Below are 17,977 nucleotides of genomic sequence, written 5' to 3'. Positions count from 1 at the left end.
CCGCCATGGCTTTCGAAGCAATGTTCCAGCCGATCCAGATCGGCAAACTGACCATCCGCAACCGCGTGCTCAGTACCGCGCACGCCGAGGTCTACGCGACCGACGGCGGCATGACCACCGACCGCTACGTCAAGTACTACGAAGAGAAAGCCAAGGGCGGCATCGGCCTGGCGATCTGCGGCGGTTCCTCCAGCGTAGCCATCGACAGCCCGCAAGGCTGGTGGAAATCGGTGAACCTGGCGGACGACCGGATCATCCCGCACTTCCAGAATCTGGCTGACGCCATGCACAAGCATGGCGCCAAGATCATGATCCAGATTACCCACATGGGCCGCCGCTCGCGCTGGGACGGTGAGCACTGGCCGACCCTGCTGTCGCCGTCGGGCATCCGTGAACCGGTACACCGCGCGACCTGCAAGACCATCGAACCGGAAGAAATCTGGCGCGTCATCGGCAACTATGCCACCGCCGCTGCACGGGCCAAGGCCGGTGGTCTGGACGGTGTCGAACTGTCCGCCGTGCACCAGCACATGATCGACCAGTTCTGGAGCCCGCGCGTCAACAAGCGTACCGACGAGTGGGGCGGCAGCTTCGAAAACCGCATGCGTTTCGGCCTCGAAGTGCTCAAGGCTGTGCGCAAGGAAGTCGGCGACGATTTCTGCGTCGGCATCCGTCTGTGCGGTGATGAATTCCACCCGGATGGCTTGTCCCACGAGGACATGAAGCAGATCGCCAAGTACTACGATGACACCGGCATGATCGACTTCATCGGCGTGGTCGGCTCGGGTTGCGACACCCACAACACCCTGGCCAACGTTATCCCCAACATGAGTTATCCACCGGAGCCGTTCCTGCACCTGGCCGCCGGGATCAAGGAAGTGGTCAAGGCTCCGGTGCTGCACGCGCAGAACATCAAGGACCCGAACCAGGCCACGCGCATCCTTGAAGGCGGTTACGTCGACATGGTCGGCATGACGCGCGCGCACATCGCCGACCCGCACTTGATCGCCAAGATCAAGATGGGGCAGGTCGATCAGATCAAACAGTGCGTCGGCGCCAACTACTGCATCGACCGCCAGTACCAAGGGCTGGATGTGCTGTGCATCCAGAACGCCGCAACCTCCCGCGAATACATGGGCGTGCCGCACATCATCGAGAAATCCACCGGGCCGAAACGCAAAGTCGTGGTGGTTGGTGCCGGCCCTGCCGGGATGGAAGCCGCACGTGTGGCGGCCGAACGCGGCCACGAAGTGACCCTGTTCGAGAAGAAAGAATTCATCGGCGGGCAGATCACTACCGCGTCGAAAGCGCCGCAACGAGACCAGATCGCCGGCATCACCCGCTGGTTCCAGCTGGAGCTGGCGCGGCTGAAAGTCGACCTGCGCCTGGGCACTGCGGCGGATGCGGCGACCATTCTCGACTTGCGTCCGGACGTGGTGGTGCTGGCGGTGGGCGGGCATCCGTTCCTTGAGCAGAACGAACACTGGGGCGCCGCCGAAGGGCTGGTGGTCAGCAGCTGGGACGTGCTCGACGGCAAGGTTGCGCCGGGCAAGAACGTGCTGGTCTACGACACCATCTGCGAGTTCACCGGGATGTCGGTGGCGGACTTCCTCGCCGACAAGGGCAGCCAGGTCGAGATCGTCACCGACGACATCAAGCCGGGTGTGGCCATCGGCGGTACGTCGTTCCCGACCTACTACCGCAGCATGTACCCGAAAGAAGTGATCATGACCGGCGACATGATGCTGGAGAAGGTCTACCGCGAAGGCGACAAGCTGGTGGCGGTGCTGGAGAACGAATACACCGGCGCCAAAGAGGAGCGGGTGGTCGATCAGGTGGTGGTGGAAAACGGCGTGCGTCCTGACGAAGAGCTGTATTACGGGCTCAAGGACGGTTCGCGCAACAAGGGCCAGATCGACATTGACGCGCTGTTTGCGATCAAGCCGCAGCCTTCGTTGAGCACCACCGGTGACGGCTACTTGCTGTTCCGCATCGGCGACTGCGTGGCGCAGCGTAATACCCACGCCGCCATTTACGACGCACTTCGGCTCTGTAAGGATTTTTGACGGCTCAGCTGCGAGCCATAAGCTGCAAGCCGCAAGTAAAGGCCCGGCAGATTTTGCTGCCCTTTCTTGCAGCTTGTAGCTTGTAGCTTGCACCTCGCCAGAGGTGACTCTGATGTTGAACACCCTTCTTCCAATCCTGTTGTTCGCAGCCATCGCCCTTGCGGTGCTGGGCGCGTTGCGGCGGGTGGCCATGTGGCGCCGGGGCCGAGCCTCGAAGGTCGATCTTATTGGCGGCCTGTTCGCCATGCCCAAGCGCTACATGGTCGACCTGCACCACGTGGTGGCGCGGGACAAATACATCGCCAACACCCACGTCGCCACGGCCGGCGGTGCGGTGGCGTCGATCGTGCTGGCGATTCTAGTGCACGGTTTCGGCCTGCATAACCGCCTCCTCGGTTACGCGCTGCTGCTGATGACGGCGGTGATGTTTGTCGGCGCGATTTTCGTTTACCGGCGTCGGCTCAACCCGCCGGCGCGGTTGTCGAAAGGCCCGTGGATGCGCCTGCCGAAAAGCCTGCTGGCGTTCTCTGCCTCGTTTTTCCTTGTGACGCTGCCGGTGGCCGGGATCCTCCCGGAAAACTTCGGCGGCTGGCTGCTGGCGGCGATTCTCGGGATTGGCGTGCTGTGGGGCGTGTCGGAATTGTTCTTCGGCATGACCTGGGGCGGGCCGATGAAGCACGCCTTCGCCGGTGCCCTGCATCTGGCCTGGCACCGTCGCGCCGAACGCTTTGGCGGCGGCCGTTCCACGGGCTTGAAACCGCTGGACCTCAACGATCCAAGCGCGCCGCTGGGCGTGGAAAAACCCAAGGATTTCACCTGGAACCAGTTGCTCGGTTTTGACGCCTGCGTGCAGTGCGGCAAGTGCGAAGCGGCGTGCCCGGCGTTCGCTGCCGGCCAGCCGCTGAACCCGAAGAAACTGATTCAGGACATGGTCGTCGGCCTCGCCGGCGGCACTGACGCGAAGTTCGCCGGCAGCCCGTATCCCGGCAAGCCGATCGGCGAACACAGCGGCAATCCGCATCAACCGATCGTCAACGGTCTGGTCGATGCCGAAACCCTGTGGTCGTGCACCACCTGCCGCGCCTGCGTCGAGGAATGCCCGATGATGATCGAGCACGTCGACGCCATCGTCGACATGCGCCGTCATCTGACCCTGGAAAAAGGCGCGACCCCGAACAAGGGCGCCGAGGTCCTCGAAAACCTCATCGCCACCGACAACCCCGGCGGTTTTGCCCCGGGCGGACGGATGAACTGGGCGGCGGACCTGAACCTCACTCTGCTCAGCGAGAAGAAGTCCACCGACGTGCTGTTCTGGGTTGGTGACGGCGCCTTCGACATGCGCAACCAGCGCACCTTGCGCGCGTTCGTCAAAGTGCTGAAAGCCGCCAAGATCGACTTCGCCGTACTCGGCCTGGAAGAGCGCGACAGCGGTGACGTGGCCCGCCGTCTGGGCGATGAAGCGACCTTCCAGTTGCTCGCCAAACGCAACATCCAGACCCTGGGCAAATACAGCTTCAACCGTATCGTCACCTGCGATCCGCACAGCTTCCATGTGCTGAAAAACGAGTACGGCGCGTTCGACGGCCACTACCTGGTGCAGCACCACAGCACCTATATGGCGGAAATCATTCAGGCCGGCGCGCTGAACCTCGGTCAGCACAAAGGCAACAGCGTGACCTATCACGACCCGTGCTACCTCGGCCGCTACAACGGCGAATACGAGGCGCCGCGCGAAGTGCTGCGTGCGTTGGGTATCGAAGTCAAAGAGATGCAACGTTCCGGGTTCCGCTCGCGCTGCTGTGGCGGTGGTGGCGGCGCGCCGATCACCGATATTCCGGGTAAGCAGCGGATTCCCGACATGCGCATGGAAGACATCCGCGAGACCGGCGCCGAGCTGGTAGCCGTGGGTTGTCCACAGTGCACGGCGATGCTCGAAGGCGTGGTCGAGCCGCGTCCGCTGATCAAGGACATCGCCGAACTGGTGGCCGACGCGCTGCTCGAAGACGCCGCGCCAGGCAAGCCGACTGCACCGGCCAAACGTGAACCTGCGGAGGCCCACTGATGAGCGACATTATCCGCCGCGACCCACGCGCCGAATGGATTGCGCGTAACCGTCTGCACCCGCTGCACGCGGCCATGCAACCGGCGCAACACAGCTGGATGGGCCCCAACGGCATCATCCGCAAGAATTTGCACGGCATCGGTTTTATCGGCCCCAACGGCATCAAACGTATCGACCGCAGCGGCGCGCAGCAGGGCGGGGCGGTCAAACGCTCGGCCACCGTTGAAGTTCAACTGCCGTTGCATCAGGTGCCGGCGCCGGCGTTCTTCATTAGCGTGGTGCCGGACATGGTCGGCGGCCGCCTGAGCAGCCACGACCGCGACTTGCTGGGCCTGGCTCATCAACTGGCGGGCAAGGACGGTGCAGTGTTGGCCGTGGTATTCGGCGAGCACAAGGAAAACGCTTTCGCCACCGCGGGCGTAGATCGCTTGCTGGTGCTGGAGGGCGAGGAATTCAGCGGTTATGCACCGGAGCAAAGGGTGCAGGGTCTGCGGGCTGTGGATAACCAGTTCAACCCGCGTCACTGGTTGCTGCCGGACAGCCGCAGCGGTGGCGGTGAACTCGGCCGCCGTTTTGCCGCAGCACTGGGCGAACGCCCGGCGACGCGGGTTTGGCAGGTCAAGGATCAGGAGTGCATCGGCCGCGCCGGTGCGGGCCTGCAAGACCTGGCGCGGCCGGTCGCACGCTTGATCCTGGCCTCGGCCGAGTGCGCCGAACCGGTCAGCGAAACCCGTCACGAAGCACTGCCCGTGGAGTTATCCACAACGGTGGCGCGCAGCCTGTCGCGAATCGAAGATCTCGGGGCGGTGGCAGTGGACCCGGCGGCGATTCCGATGGCCGAAGCCGAGTTCATCTTCTCCGGCGGCAACGGGGTCAAGGACTGGCAGTTGTTCCACGAAACGGCTGCTGCGCTCGGCGCCACCGAAGGCGCGTCACGGGTGGCGGTGGACGATGGCTTCATGGCGCGGGATCGGCAGGTCGGCGCGTCCGGCACCTGGGTCACCGCGCGGGTCTACGTGGCTGTGGGTATCTCCGGGGCGATCCAGCATCTGCAGGGCATCGGTGCCTGCGACAAGGTGGTGGCGATCAACCTCGACCCCGGTTGCGACATGATCAAACGCGCCGACCTGTCGGTGATCGGCGAGAGCGCGGAGATTCTTCAAGCCTTGATCGCGGCGGTAGCGGCTTACCGCAACGACGCCAAGCGCGATGCGGCTTAAGGGAAGGACACAGTTATGAACACCAATGTCATCAGCCTGGTCTCCATCGGCGCCCACCCGACCTCGGGCCGGCCACGCCGTGCCGAACAGGACGCTCGCGCCGTGGAATTGGGCCTGCAACTGGCTGGGGATAACCTGCAAGTGCTGCATGCAGGCGATGTCGCGGAACCGGCACTGCGCGCCTATCTGGGTATGGGACTTACGCAGATGCATGTGCTGGAGCAACCCGCTGGCGCCGATGCTCTCCCGGCGCTGACCGCGTATCTGCGCGAGGCGGGCGCCCAGGTGGTGCTGACCGGCAGTCAGGCGGAAACCGGTGAAGGCTCCGGCATGCTGCCGTTTCTGCTCGCCGAAGGGCTGGGCTGGCCGCTGGTGGTGGGGCTGGCGCAGGTCGAGTCGATCAACGACGGTTCGGCGCTGGTGCTGCAAGCCTTGCCCCGTGGGCAGCGGCGGCGGTTGAAGGTGAAGCTGCCGTTTCTGGCGACGGTGGACAACGCCGCGCCCAAGCCTCGGCAGAGTGCCTACGGCCCGGCACGCCGTGGCGTACTGAACGCTGAAGACGTGGAAGTGCTGGACGATGAACTGCTGGCCGTCGCCACGCTGCAACCGGCCAAGCCCCGGCCCAAGCGTCTGAAGGTAATCAAAGCCAAGAGCGGTGCGGACCGAATGAAGGCTGCGACGGCCAAGGCCAGTGGGGGCGGTGGGCAGGTGCTCAAGGGCGTTACCGCGCAAGCCGGCGCCGAAGCCATCCTCAAACTGCTGATCGAAGAGGGCGTTGTCCGCTGAAGAGCCCCTCACCCTAACCCTCTCCCGGAGGGAGAGGGGACTGATCAGAGGGGATTGGCCATCTACATCGACCTGCGACTGCACAGTGACCTTGACTTAGCCAAGCTTGAGTTCACGTTAGTCATTCAGGCGACTGTGTCGGCTGCCTCTCCCTCCGGGAGAGGGCTGGGGTGAGGGGAGCGGTTTACCCACAATCCCTGTTGGCGGATCTGTGGATAACGTGTTCGCCCCTCCCTGCATCCCTCGCCAATCAAGCCCTGCAGCCATCCGATCAAAAAACAACCAGCCTAAGTCGCGGTTTTTTCTGGGTTTTTCCGCTGAGTAACTCGGCAAGTTGCCCCCAATCTCTGTTGGCGCTTCTGTGGATAAGATGTTCGCTATACGCTGCGAGCCTTATAGATCGTGGCTTGTAGAGAGTTGATTAAAAAACGATCAAATGCCCATGAAAGACCGGAGAATCTTCTCCAGACACCGGGATTTTCACACTCTGCAGCGCTTTTCCACAGACCCGTAAAACTTACCCCCGTTCTCTGTTGGTGCTTCTGTGGATAAGGTGTTCGCCATCCTCTACACGCCTTGCAGAACGTGCGTTACAGGCTGTTGATCAAATTCTGATCAATCGTTGGTGCAAAGCCTTCTTCTGCATAAGTCACGCTTTTTCTTCACAAATCAGCGGGTTATTTTCGGCTTCATCCACAGTTACCCCCATTTGCTGTGGGTGGCTATGTGGATAACTTGTTTGTCGAACCGTGCAAGCCGCGCCGGCCATAGTCCAAACGGCGATTGATCACATTTCATACAGTTCTAAATCGTCGCCTTGACTTCGAAACCTGCGCTGTCTTCACTGCAATGGCACAAGGACAGCCGTTACTTATCCACATCAGGTTCTGGGAGAACGCATGATGGATAGCCGCCCACGCCGCCATCCCCCCTCGCCACGCAAGCGCACGTTACGTCGTGCGGCCAATCAACACGCTCGTCTGTAGCGACTTCTGCTCCAACCGCTGTGCTGTCGCCGGGTTCGTCTCGGAGACCAGGTGCCCGTTCGCCCATTGATTGCAGGCAACCGCAGAGTTGCCCCATCTGCCTGAGAGAGGAACACCCTCATGACACGCATCGCAACGCCCATCAGCGAAATCAAGGAACACTACGACGTGATCGTCATCGGCTCCGGCTATGGCGGCGGCATTGCTGCGTCGCGCCTGTCCCGGGCCGGCAAGCAGGTGTGCCTGCTCGAACGCGGGCGGGAAATCCAGCCCGGCGAATACCCCAATACCATGATTGCCTCGACCGAAGAGCTGCAGGTGCATGACCCGGACGGCCATATCGGTTCGCGCACCGGGCTGTTTGATTTGCACGTCAATGCCCAGCAGAACGTGGTGGTCGGTTGTGGTCTCGGCGGTACGTCGTTGATCAACGCCAACGTGGCCCTGGAGCCTGAGCCCGGAGTGTTCGATGACCCGCGCTGGCCGCAGGCGGTGCGCGAGCATCGCGATACCTTGCTCAAGGACGGTTATGCCCGTGCCCGGGAAATGCTCAAGCCCAATCCGTACCCGAATACCGCACCGAACCTGCCCAAGCTCGACGCCAACAAAAAGTCCGCGGACTACCTCAAGCAGGGCGCGCACTTCTACAAGCCGCCGATCAACGTGACCTTCGACAAACTGCCGAACAACCTCAACCACGTCGGCGTCGAACAGCTGCCGTGCAACCAGTGCGGCGACTGCGTCTCGGGCTGTAACAACAAGGCCAAGAACACCACGCTGATGAACTATTTGCCGGACGCCTGGAACCACGGCGCGGAGATTTTCTGTCAGGCCGAGGTGCGTCATCTGGAGCGTGACGGCGATGGCTGGATCGTGCATTTCCAGTACCTCGACAGCGGGCGTGAGAAATTCGACGCGCCCACGTTGTTCGTGAAGGCTGACATCGTCGTGGTCTCTGCCGGCACCCTCGGCTCCACCGAGATTCTGCTGCGCTCGCGCGACAAGGGGCTGGTGATGTCCGGCCAGCTCGGCGAGAACATGAGCGGCAACGGCGACATCCTCGGCTTCGGCCACAACTGCGAACAGACCATCAACGGCATCGGCTTCGGCGCGCATCCGGCCAAGGAAATGCAGCCGGTCGGCCCGTGCATCACTTCGGTCATCGACATGCGCACCGAAGGTGACTGGCGCAGCCGCATGGTTATCGAGGAGGGCTCGATCCCCGGCGCACTCGGCCGGCCGATGGTGCCGGCCATGGCCGGGTTCGCCGAAATGATCGGCAAGGCCACCGATGACAGCTTCAGCGGCAAGCTGAGGTACAAGGAGCGCGAAGCCGAAAGCTTCCTGCGCGGCCCGTATTACGGCGCGCTGCACAACATGCAGACCTACCTGATCATGAGCCACGACAGCGGCCAGGGCCGGATGATTCTCGACAACAAGGACCAGTTGCGCATCGACTGGCCGGGCGTCGGCGAGCAGGAAAACTTCAAGCTCGGCAACGAACGTCTGTACCAGAGCACCAAGGCCTTGGGCGGGGTCTGGGTGGAGAACCCGATCTGGACCAAGCTGCTCAAGCACAGCATCGTCTCGGTGCATCCGCTGGGCGGTTGCGTGATGGGCGAGGACGCCGGGCAAGGGGTGGTCAATCACAAGGGCCAGGTGTTCAGCGGCGCGGCCGGCACTGATGTCTACGCCAGCCTGTACGTGACTGACGGCGCGGTGATCCCGACCTCGCTGGCGGTCAATCCGCTGTTGACCATCTCCGCTGTGAGCGAGCGCAACATGGGCCTGCTCGCCGCCGATCGTGGCTGGCACATCGACTACACGCTGCCGTCGGCACCGCGCAAACAGGTAACACCACCGACCCTCGGCGTGCAGTTCACCGAAACCATGAAGGGCTATTTCTCCCGGGCCTTCACCGCCGCGCAAAGCACCGATCTGAAGGTCTACGAAGCCGCGGCCAAACGCGGCGAGGCGGACAATTCGCCAATCGACTTCACCCTGACCATCACCGCCAACGACCTCAACCGGATGATCAAGGAGCCGGAACACGCCGCGACCATCGTCGGCACGGTCAACGCCCCGGCGCTATCGCCGCAACCGCTGACGGCCAGCAATGGCGTGTTCAACCTGTTCGAGCAATTCGAGCAGCAGGTCGACACGCGGCACATGAAGTACGACATGAAACTCAGCGCCGAGGACGGCAGCGACTATTTCTTCAGCGCCTTCAAGACCGTGCCGGAAGACAACGGCGTGCTGAACATCTGGCACGACACCAGCACCTTGTACGTGACGCTGTATCGCGGGCCGGACAAGTCGGGCGAGGTGATCGGCTCCGGGGTGATGCACATTCATCCGACCGATTTCGCCAAGCAGATGACCACCATGAAAGTGCTCAACGCGCGCAACGAGCGTGAGCGTATCGAAGGCCTGGCGCGCTTCGGCAAGTTCTTCGCCGGAATTCTCTGGGAGAGTTACGGTGGGGTCTTCGCTGGCGATATCTACTTCAACCCCGACGCGCCGCCACGCTTGAAACGGCCGCTGGATGCGCCGACCCCGGCGGTGCATTTCTTCCCCACCGAGGACGGTGTCGAGCTGCGCCTGACCCGCTATCAGGCCGGCAGCAAGGGCCCGGTCATGCTGGTGCACGGCCTGGGTGTGGGGTCGAATATCTTTTCCACCGACACCATCCAGACCAACCTGCTGGAGTTCCTGTGCAAGCACGACTACGACGTCTGGCTGCTGGATTTTCGCGTGAGCATTCTGTTGCCGGCGAGCAAGAAGGAATGGAACGGCGACCAGATCGCCCAGTACGACTTCAAGGCTGCCATCGCGCAGATTCAGCGGCAGACCCAGGCCAAAGACGTGCAGTGCGTGGTGCATTGCTACGGCGCGACGACTTTCTTCATGTCACTGCTGGCGGGGCTGCAAGGCGTGCGTTCGGTGGTCTGCTCGCAGATTGCCGCTGACACCGTGGTCGCCACCGCCACCGGACTGAAGGCCGGGCTGCACCTGCCGGGGATGCTCGATGCAATCGGCATCAAGTCGATGACGGCCTACGCCGACAGCAAGGAAAACTGGTTCAACCGGCTCTACGACAAGGCCCTCAATGGCTATGCGCGGATCGAGGCGCAGGGTTATTGCACCAACCCGGTATGCCACCGCATCACCTTCATGTACGCCTCGCTGTATCGCCACGACACCCTCAACGAAACCCTGCACGACAACCTGCACGAGCTGTTCGGCGAGTCGAATATCGAGACCTTCGAGCACCTGGCGCTGATCGTGCGCAAAGGGCACCTGGTGGATTTCAAAGGCAACGATGTGTACATGCCGCACTTCGACCGGCTGACGATGCCGATCTGCTTCATCAGTGGCGCCGACAACCAGTGCTACCTGCCGGAAAGCACCCTGAAAACCTACCAGCGCGTCTGCGAAGTCCATGGGCCGGAGCGTTACAGCCGGCATGTGGTGCCGGGCTATGGCCATATCGACTGCATGTTCGGCAAGAACGCAGTGGTCGATGTCTATCCGATCATCCTTGAGCACCTGGAGAAAACCGCCCTCGGCTGACACCTGTCATTGATCTTTTGTGCAGAGAAAGTCCTTCGTGGCGAGGGGATTCATCCCCGATGGGTCGCGCAGCGGCCCCAAGTCAGGCCGCGCGGTGTTTCTGACAAACTGCAGGTGATAGTTTGCGACTGCTTCGCAGCCGATCGGGGATAAATCCCCTCGCCACAGGAATGGGTTCGATCCAGTTATGTAAAAGGAAATGGATGATATGGAAAGCTACATCCGCTGGTTTCAACGCTTCATCTGGATCGGCATTGCGATGAACATGGTGTTCGCGATCCCCGCGCTGTTCGCGCCGGGGTTGCTGACATCGGTGGTCGGTCTGCCGCCGCAACTCTCCGACCCGTGGCTGGAAAATGCCGGGATGCTGCTGGTGGGCATCAGCGTGTTTTACATGCCGTCGGGCTTCAATGCGCCGCGCTACGTGGTGCATTCCTGGCTGTGCGTACTGACGCGACTGATCGCGGTGGTGTTCTGGATCTATCTGATCAACACCAGCAGCCAGGGCTCGGTGTTCGTGCCGATGTTGATGGGCGATCTGAGCTTCTTTCTGATCCTCGGCATTCTGTTGTACCTCGGCACCACGCCCGCGAACCGGCCATGGGCATTGCTCTGCGATGGCTGGCGCGAGTGGCGCGCGGCCTGGGCGCGGCAATGGCAAAGCCACAGCTTCAAGGTCGGCACTTTGGTTGTGCTGGCCGTCCTCGGTTTCATCGGTTACGAAACCTGGTACCAGATGCTGCGGGTGGTGCCGGAGCAGGAATACGCTTCCGACGAAGACCACTACAAATACGCTGCCATCGGCCTGGGCATCGAAGCACGAATCCCGTATTACCTGTTCGCCGTGCTGCCGCAAATGTGCCCGGAAAAGATGCCCAAACCCGGCGGCTGGGAAGTCTTCGGTTTTCTCTATGAGAACGGCAAGGATCTGCCGATCGGCATGGCCAAGCGGCAGATCGGCTACCCGACCGTCGAGCCTAACTGCGCGCTGTGCCACACCGGCTCGTACCGGGCCAATGCCAGCGACGTCGCGGTCAACGTGCCGAGCGCGCCGGCCAATACCCTGCAACTGCAAGCGTTCCAGTGGTACGCCTACGATTGCGCCAGCGATCCGAAATTCACCACCGACGCGGTGATGGCGGCGATCAACGGCAAGTTCCAGCTGGGCTTTTTCGAGAAGCTCTACAACCGCTACCTGATCATCCCGATGGCGAAAAGCGCCTTGCTCAAGCAGAAGCAGGCCTACGCCTGGCAGAAGCTGCGCCCGCAACAGGGCCCGGGCCGCACCGACACCTTCAACCCGACGAAAATGGTGGTGTTCGGCTTCCCGGATGACTCGACCATCGGCACCGTTGACTTGCCGCAAGTGTGGAACCAGAAACCACGGGAATCGATGTACCTGCACTGGGACGGCAATAACAACAAGATTCACGAACGCAACTACGCCGCCGCGATGGCCGTGGGCGCGACGCCGGAATCAGTGTTGCCGCCGAGCTTCAACCGGGTGACCAACTGGCTGCTCGGGCACAAGGCGCCGGCGTGGCCGTGGGCACTGGATCAAGCGAAAGTCGCCCAGGGCAAACCGGTCTGGGAGGCCAATTGCGCCGGTTGTCATGATTTCGGCCGCGCCGACACCGGGCAGGTCACCACCAACATCGACCAACTCGGCACCGATCCGCATCGGCTCGACTCGTTCACCACCGGTCTGGTGACGGCGTTCCACACCTTCAAGAAACCGCCGTTCGACTTCGGTGCGTATCGCAAGACCCAGAGCTACAGCAACACGCCGACTGACGGCATCTGGCTGCGCGCGCCGTACCTGCATAACGGGTCGGTGCCAACCCTGTGGGACTTGCTGCAACCGCCGGAAAAACGCCCGGTGGTGTTCTACACCGGCTCCGACGTCTACGACCCGGCCAACGTCGGTTTCGTCACCAGCGGCGCCCAGGCCAAAGCCTCGGCGGACTTCAAATACGACACCCGGCTGGAGGGCAACCACAACAGCGGTCACCTGTATGGCACGCAGCTGTCGGACGCCGATAAGCGTGCGTTGATCGAATTCATGAAAACCCTGTGAGCCCTTTTGGATAGAGGATTACGCCATGTCAGCGGTCGGTCATCTGAAACACGAATACGACAAGGTCAAAGTGCGCATTCACGGCTTGTTCACGCGCATGGAGATGGCCTGGATGAAGCTCGTCAGCGAACTGGAGCCGCACGAGTTTCAGGCCATCATCAAGCTGCTGCAGCGCGGGCACGATCAGGCACAGTACGTGCTGAAAAACGGCGAGTTGCCGGACGACGAACCGGGCGTACCCTGGGAGCTGTCCCACGGTTTGTCGATCCTGCGCATCGGCGGTGCCGCGCCCTTGCCGCAGTCGAGCGATCAACTGCAAACCCGGGTGCTCAAGGACGGCAGCCTGCTTGGGTGTCGCAAGTGGGAACTGCTGGATCTGCTGTGGAGCGAGGCGCTGTTGAAGTGGATCGAAAACCTGCGCCATCACGCAACCTTCGGCACCGACCCGGCGGTGGTGCAAATGGAGCGCGACGTGACCCTGGCCATCGCCGGCGATTGGGGCACCGGTCCCTTCGACAGCCACGCACCGGCGGTGTCGGTGGCCAACCAGATGCAGCTGGCGCAGGCGGATTTCACCATCCATCTGGGCGACGTTTACTACGCCGGCAGTCACTCCCAGGAGGACGTCGACATGGCCGGTTGGCCGATGGGCAGCCATGGCTCGTTCACCCTCAACTCCAACCACGAGATGTACAGCGGCGCCCACGGCTACTTCAAGGAACTGGCCAAGCGTTTTCCGGGGCAGCAGGGCACCAGTTACTTCGCCTTGATCAATGACGACTGGCTGGTGGTCGGGCTGGATTCGGCGTATGCCTCGGATGCGATGAACCTGTACATGGACGGCACCCTCAACGAACCGCAGATCCAGTGGCTGAAAGGCCTGCCGAAACGCAAGAAAATCATGGTGCTCAGCCATCATCAGGGCTTCGATATTTCCGGGCACAACAAGACTGCGCTGTATCAACCGGTGTGCGATGCGCTGGGGCGGGAGCCGGATTATTGGTATTGGGGGCATCTGCATAACGGCATCGTCTATGCGCAGCAGGGCGGTTTGCATGCGCGCTGTGCCGGGCACGGGGCGATTCCCTATGGCAATGCCAGCGAGCTGAACGGACATTCGCGGGTGTTGTGGTCGGAGACGCAGGATGCCAACGACCCGGCGTATCCGCTGCGGGTGCTGAATGGCTACGCGAAAATCAGGTTGGTGGGGGAGGATATTTTTGAGGAGTTTATTGGCGAGGATGGATCGGTGAGGTGGTCATCGAAGTAATGAGGTGACTGTTCTGACGCCATCGCTGGCAAGCCAGCTCCCACAGGTTTTGAGGTGATCACAACATTTGTGTACACCGCAGAACCCTGTGGGAGCTGGCTTGCCAGCGATGCTTTTAGCCCTGGACGGGAACGCCTTTGAGGTACGGCGCCGGCTCGGCGCCGAGGTTGCTCAGCATCCGCTCGCTGTACCAGTCGACGAAGTTGACCACGCCAAACTCATAGGTCTTGGAGTAAGGCCCAGGCTGGTAAGCGGTGGAGTTGATTCCGCGCTGGTTCTCTTCCGCCAGACGACGATCCTGATCGTTGGTCGCGTCCCACACCTGGCGCATGCGCTCTACGTCGTAATCCACGCCCTCGACCGCATCCTTGTGCACCAGCCATTTGGTGGTGACCATGGTTTCCTGGGCGCTGATCGGCCACACGGTGAAGACGATGATGTGGTCGCCCATGCAGTGGTTCCACGAGTGCGGCAGGTGCAGAATGCGCATCGAGCCGAGGTCGGGGTTCTTGATCCGGCCCATCAGTTTCGCGCAGCCCTGTTTGCCGTCCATGGTCATCGACACGGTGCCCTTGAGCAGCGGCATGCGCACGATACGGTTGCGCAGGCCGAAACTGGCGTGGGCGTAAGGAATCTTCTCGGCTTCCCAGGCAGCGGCGGAGGCGGCGACGTGATCCTTGAACGCCTGATCGGCGCGCGGGTCAGTGACGTCGTCCCATTCCAGCAGGGTTTTCAGCAGTTCCGGGTGCGACGCGTTGCAGTGGTAGCACTCGCGGTTGTTTTCCAGCACCAGTTTCCAGTTGGCCTTTTCCATCAAGGTGGTGGTGATCGCCACCTTGGTGTTCTCCATGTCGTACGGTTCCATGTAGTGGTTCAGTGTCGACAGGAAGTCATCAATGGCCGGTGGATTGTCCGCCAGGCTGATGAAGATGTAGCCACCGGCGGTCTTCACGTTCACCGGTTTGAGGCCGTACTGCTTCATGTCGAAATCGGCGCCCATTTCGGTACCGGCAAACAGCAGTCGACCGTCCAGTTCATACGTCCACTGGTGGTAGTGGCAGACCAGTTTGGCGACCTTGCCTTTTTCGCTGGTGCACAGGCGCGAGCCACGGTGGCGGCAGACGTTATGGAAGGCATGCACCACGCCGTCGCCGCCACGAATGACGATGATCGGGTTCTTGCCGACCTGCAGGGTCAGGTAGTTGCCCTTGGCCGGGATCTCGCAGGTCATGCCGGCGATCAGCCATTCCTTCTGAAAGATCTCCTGCATGTCGATATCGAACAGGCGCTCGTCGCTGTAAAACGGCTGTGGCAGCGAAAAGGTGCGCTCGCGCTCCTGGAGCATTTGTGCGGTGGCCTTGCGTGCGGGTTCCAGCGGATCGCCCAGGCTGATTTTTGCGGTGACGTCCATCAATGTGATCCTCGAGGCCATTCTGTGTGGCCGATGAAAAGTGGCTGATCAGGGGTGCTACGCAAGGTGTAAAGGATTCGTCTTGGTGTGAGGCGAGTGTGGGGCCGGCGCTGCCCGGAACCTTATCCATGGGCGACATGGTGCAATCTGTTCCCGACGCGCAACCCCCGGCGGTTGGGGGCTGGTCGCGATAAGTATGCCGATGTCGCGGATAGGTAAACGGGCGGTCCGCGCTATACGCAGAATCGCCACATGAAGGCCGACAGTCGGCCGTGGAGAACAGCATGTCCAACAGCTTCCTGAATCCGGTCACCACCCAGACCTGGGCCAATGGCCGGCACATCGTCCGTTGCGTCAAAGTCATCCAGGAAACCTGGGACGTGCGCACCTTCTGTTTCATGGCCGACCAGCCGATCCTGTTCTTCTTCAAGCCCGGGCAGTTCGTGACCCTGGAGCTGGAAATCGACGGTCAGCCGATCATGCGTTCGTACACCATTTCCAGTTCGCCGTCGGTGCCGTACAGCTTCTCGGTGACCATCAAGCGCGTGCCGGGCGGCAAGGTCTCCAACTGGCTGCACGACACGTTGCATGAAGGCCAGGAGCTGGCGGTGCACGGGCCGGTCGGGCTGTTCAACGCCATCGACTTCCCGAGCCCGAAAGTGCTTTACCTCAGCGGCGGCGTGGGGATCACCCCGTGCATGTCGATGGCGCGCTGGTTCTACGACACCAACGCCAACGTCGACATGACGTTCATCCACAGCGCCCGCTCGCCGAAAGACATCATTTACCACCGCGAGCTGGAACACATGGCCTCGCGGATCGACAACTTCAGCCTGCACCTGATCTGCGAGAAACATGGTCTGGGTGAGCCGTGGGCCGGTTATCGCGGCTACCTCAATCACAAAATGCTCGAACTGATGGTGCCGGACTTCCTCGAGCGCGAAGTGTTCTGCTGCGGCCCGACGCCGTACATGAACGCGGTCAAGCGCCTGCTCGAAGCCGCCGGCTACGACATGTCGCGCTATCACGAGGAGTCCTTCGGCGCCACGCCACCGGAAGCCCGCGCCGATGCAGTGGAGCAAGCCGAACAGGCCGCCGAGGCGCCGGAAATAGATGCGGCGGATCTGCATCAGGTCGAATTCACCGCATCCGGCAAAAGCATTCGCGTGGCCCCGGGCGAAACCGTGCATGCGGCGGCGGCCAAGCTGGGCCTGATGATCCCGAAAGCCTGCGGCATGGGCATTTGCGGCACGTGCAAGGTGATGAAGCTGGGCGGCGAGGTGGAGATGGAGCACAACGGCGGGATCACCGAGGACGATGAGGCGGAAGGGTTTATTCTTTCGTGCTGCAGCGTGCCGAAGGGCGACGTGCGTATCGAATTCTGATCGGTAACCCTCACCCCAGCCCTCTCCCGGAGGGAGAGGGCTGGGGTGTCTGGCGTTCTACATCGACCTGAAAGGCCTTATCGACTATGGATTCGGTAAAGCAGTTTCACGTCGGCGTAATTCTCAAATATCCCCCAATCAGTCCCCTCTCCCTTTGGGAGAGGGCTAGGGTGAGGGGCTTTTCAGTCGATAAACAAATCCGGCATCAGTGCCGCGTCGCTTTCTCGATCAAAGCGATATTGATCGAACTCAGCCACGCCGCTCTCACGCAAAATCTCTTCATCAATCAACAATCGCCCAGTGATCTGCCGCCCGCTGCTGCTCAGAATCACATGCGCCGCATCCGCCATGATCGCAGGCGTGCGCGCCTGTTTGAACGACTCGCGATTGCCCAGCTGAAACTCGATTGCCGCTGTGGCAATCATCGTCTGCGGCCACAGCGAATTGACGCTGATCCCGTAACTGGCGAATTCCTCGCTCATGCCTACGGTCAGCATGCTCATGCCGTACTTGGTCACGGTGTAGGGGCTGAACTGCGCAAACCATTTGCTCGCCAGGTTCAGCGGCGGTGACAGGTTGAGGATGTGCCCGGCCGATTTTTTCAGATAGGGCAGGGCCGCCTGGCTGCACAGCAACACGGCGCGGGTGTTGATCTGGTGCATCAGGTCGAAGCGCTTGAGTTCGATGTGTTGCGCGCCAGTCAGCTTGATCGCCCCGGCGTTGTTCACCAGCGCATCAATGCCGCCGAAATGCTCGCTGGCCTGGGCCAGTGCCTGACGCACGGCGTCGTCATCACGCACATCCACTTGCAGCGCCAGGGCCTTGCCGCCGGCGGCTTCGACTTCGGCGGCGACGCTGTGGATGGTGCCGGGCAGCTTGGCGTGGGGTTCGGCGCTTTTAGCGGCGATGACGATATTGGCCCCGTCCTTCGCGGCGCGCAGCGCAATCTCACGCCCGATGCCACGGCTGGCGCCGGTGATGAACAGGGTTTTGCCTTGTAACGACATGCCGATGCTCCTGCTTATTGTTAGGTGAGCGGAGGCTCGAAAGACACTGTAGACCAAGTCTTTCAGGGCACGAGGAAGGAGGATTGAGGATGCTTGGGGGAGTGGCGGTTGTGGCAAGGGGATAAATCCCCTTG

10 protein-coding genes are annotated in these 17,977 nt (G+C 61.7%); 8 read left to right on the top strand and 2 right to left on the bottom strand.

Going from position 1 to position 17,977, the window contains the following annotated elements:
- Positions 1-5: 5 nt before the first annotated feature.
- The 7 genes from dgcA to ACXX9E_RS03160 all read left to right on the top strand — a co-directional run bounded on the left by dgcA (position 6) and on the right by ACXX9E_RS03160 (position 14,040).
- Positions 6-2,066: a dimethylglycine demethylation protein DgcA gene (dgcA, locus tag ACXX9E_RS03190; RefSeq protein ID WP_336347466.1), complete on the top strand. Its 2,061-nt coding sequence runs from the start codon at positions 6-8 to the stop codon at positions 2,064-2,066.
- Positions 2,067-2,178: 112 nt separating this feature from the next.
- On the top strand, positions 2,179-4,128 hold the full coding sequence (gene dgcB / locus ACXX9E_RS03185; RefSeq protein WP_458555024.1) for a dimethylglycine demethylation protein DgcB: 1,950 nt from the start codon (positions 2,179-2,181) through the stop codon (positions 4,126-4,128).
- The gene (gene etfA, locus ACXX9E_RS03180; RefSeq protein WP_458555023.1) at positions 4,128-5,348 is read left to right on the top strand and encodes an electron transfer flavoprotein subunit alpha; all 1,221 of its coding nucleotides are present in this window, start codon (positions 4,128-4,130) and stop codon (positions 5,346-5,348) included. The genes dgcB and etfA overlap by 1 nt, the downstream gene beginning before the upstream one ends.
- A 15-nt stretch (positions 5,349-5,363) precedes the next feature.
- A complete protein-coding gene (gene etfB, locus ACXX9E_RS03175) occupies positions 5,364-6,134 on the top strand; it encodes an electron transfer flavoprotein subunit beta (RefSeq protein WP_123469395.1) in 771 nt (256 codons plus the stop codon).
- 1,106 nt (positions 6,135-7,240) lie between these two features.
- Positions 7,241-10,693: a GMC family oxidoreductase N-terminal domain-containing protein gene (locus ACXX9E_RS03170; RefSeq protein ID WP_458555022.1), complete on the top strand. Its 3,453-nt coding sequence runs from the start codon at positions 7,241-7,243 to the stop codon at positions 10,691-10,693.
- 208 nt (positions 10,694-10,901) lie between these two features.
- Positions 10,902-12,770 (top strand): c-type cytochrome, encoded by a 1,869-nt coding sequence (locus ACXX9E_RS03165; protein ID WP_458555021.1) that lies wholly within the window; start codon positions 10,902-10,904, stop codon positions 12,768-12,770.
- 25 nt (positions 12,771-12,795) lie between these two features.
- Entirely contained in the window at positions 12,796-14,040 is a 1,245-nt protein-coding gene (locus tag ACXX9E_RS03160; protein ID WP_458555020.1) for a metallophosphoesterase family protein, read from the top strand.
- A gap of 115 nt (positions 14,041-14,155) precedes the next feature.
- On the opposite strand, the gene gbca is transcribed toward ACXX9E_RS03160, so the two are convergent.
- Positions 14,156-15,451: a glycine betaine monooxygenase oxygenase subunit gene (gene gbca, locus ACXX9E_RS03155; RefSeq protein WP_123469387.1), complete on the bottom strand. Its 1,296-nt coding sequence runs from the start codon at positions 15,449-15,451 to the stop codon at positions 14,156-14,158.
- A 284-nt stretch (positions 15,452-15,735) separates the two neighbouring features.
- Between gbca and gbcB the strand changes: the two genes are divergently transcribed.
- Positions 15,736-16,836: a glycine betaine monooxygenase reductase subunit gene (gene gbcB, locus ACXX9E_RS03150; protein ID WP_047596492.1), complete on the top strand. Its 1,101-nt coding sequence runs from the start codon at positions 15,736-15,738 to the stop codon at positions 16,834-16,836.
- Between the two features lie 182 nt (positions 16,837-17,018).
- Here the strand turns inward: gbcB and ACXX9E_RS03145 are convergent, their stop codons facing one another.
- Entirely contained in the window at positions 17,019-17,843 is an 825-nt protein-coding gene (locus ACXX9E_RS03145) for an SDR family oxidoreductase (protein ID WP_458555019.1), read from the bottom strand.
- Positions 17,844-17,977 lie beyond the last annotated feature (134 nt).

This window comes from Pseudomonas sp. GNP014 (assembly GCF_054344005.1).
Note: the sequence above shows the minus strand (reverse complement) of the source record. Positions and strands in the feature narration are given on the sequence as shown.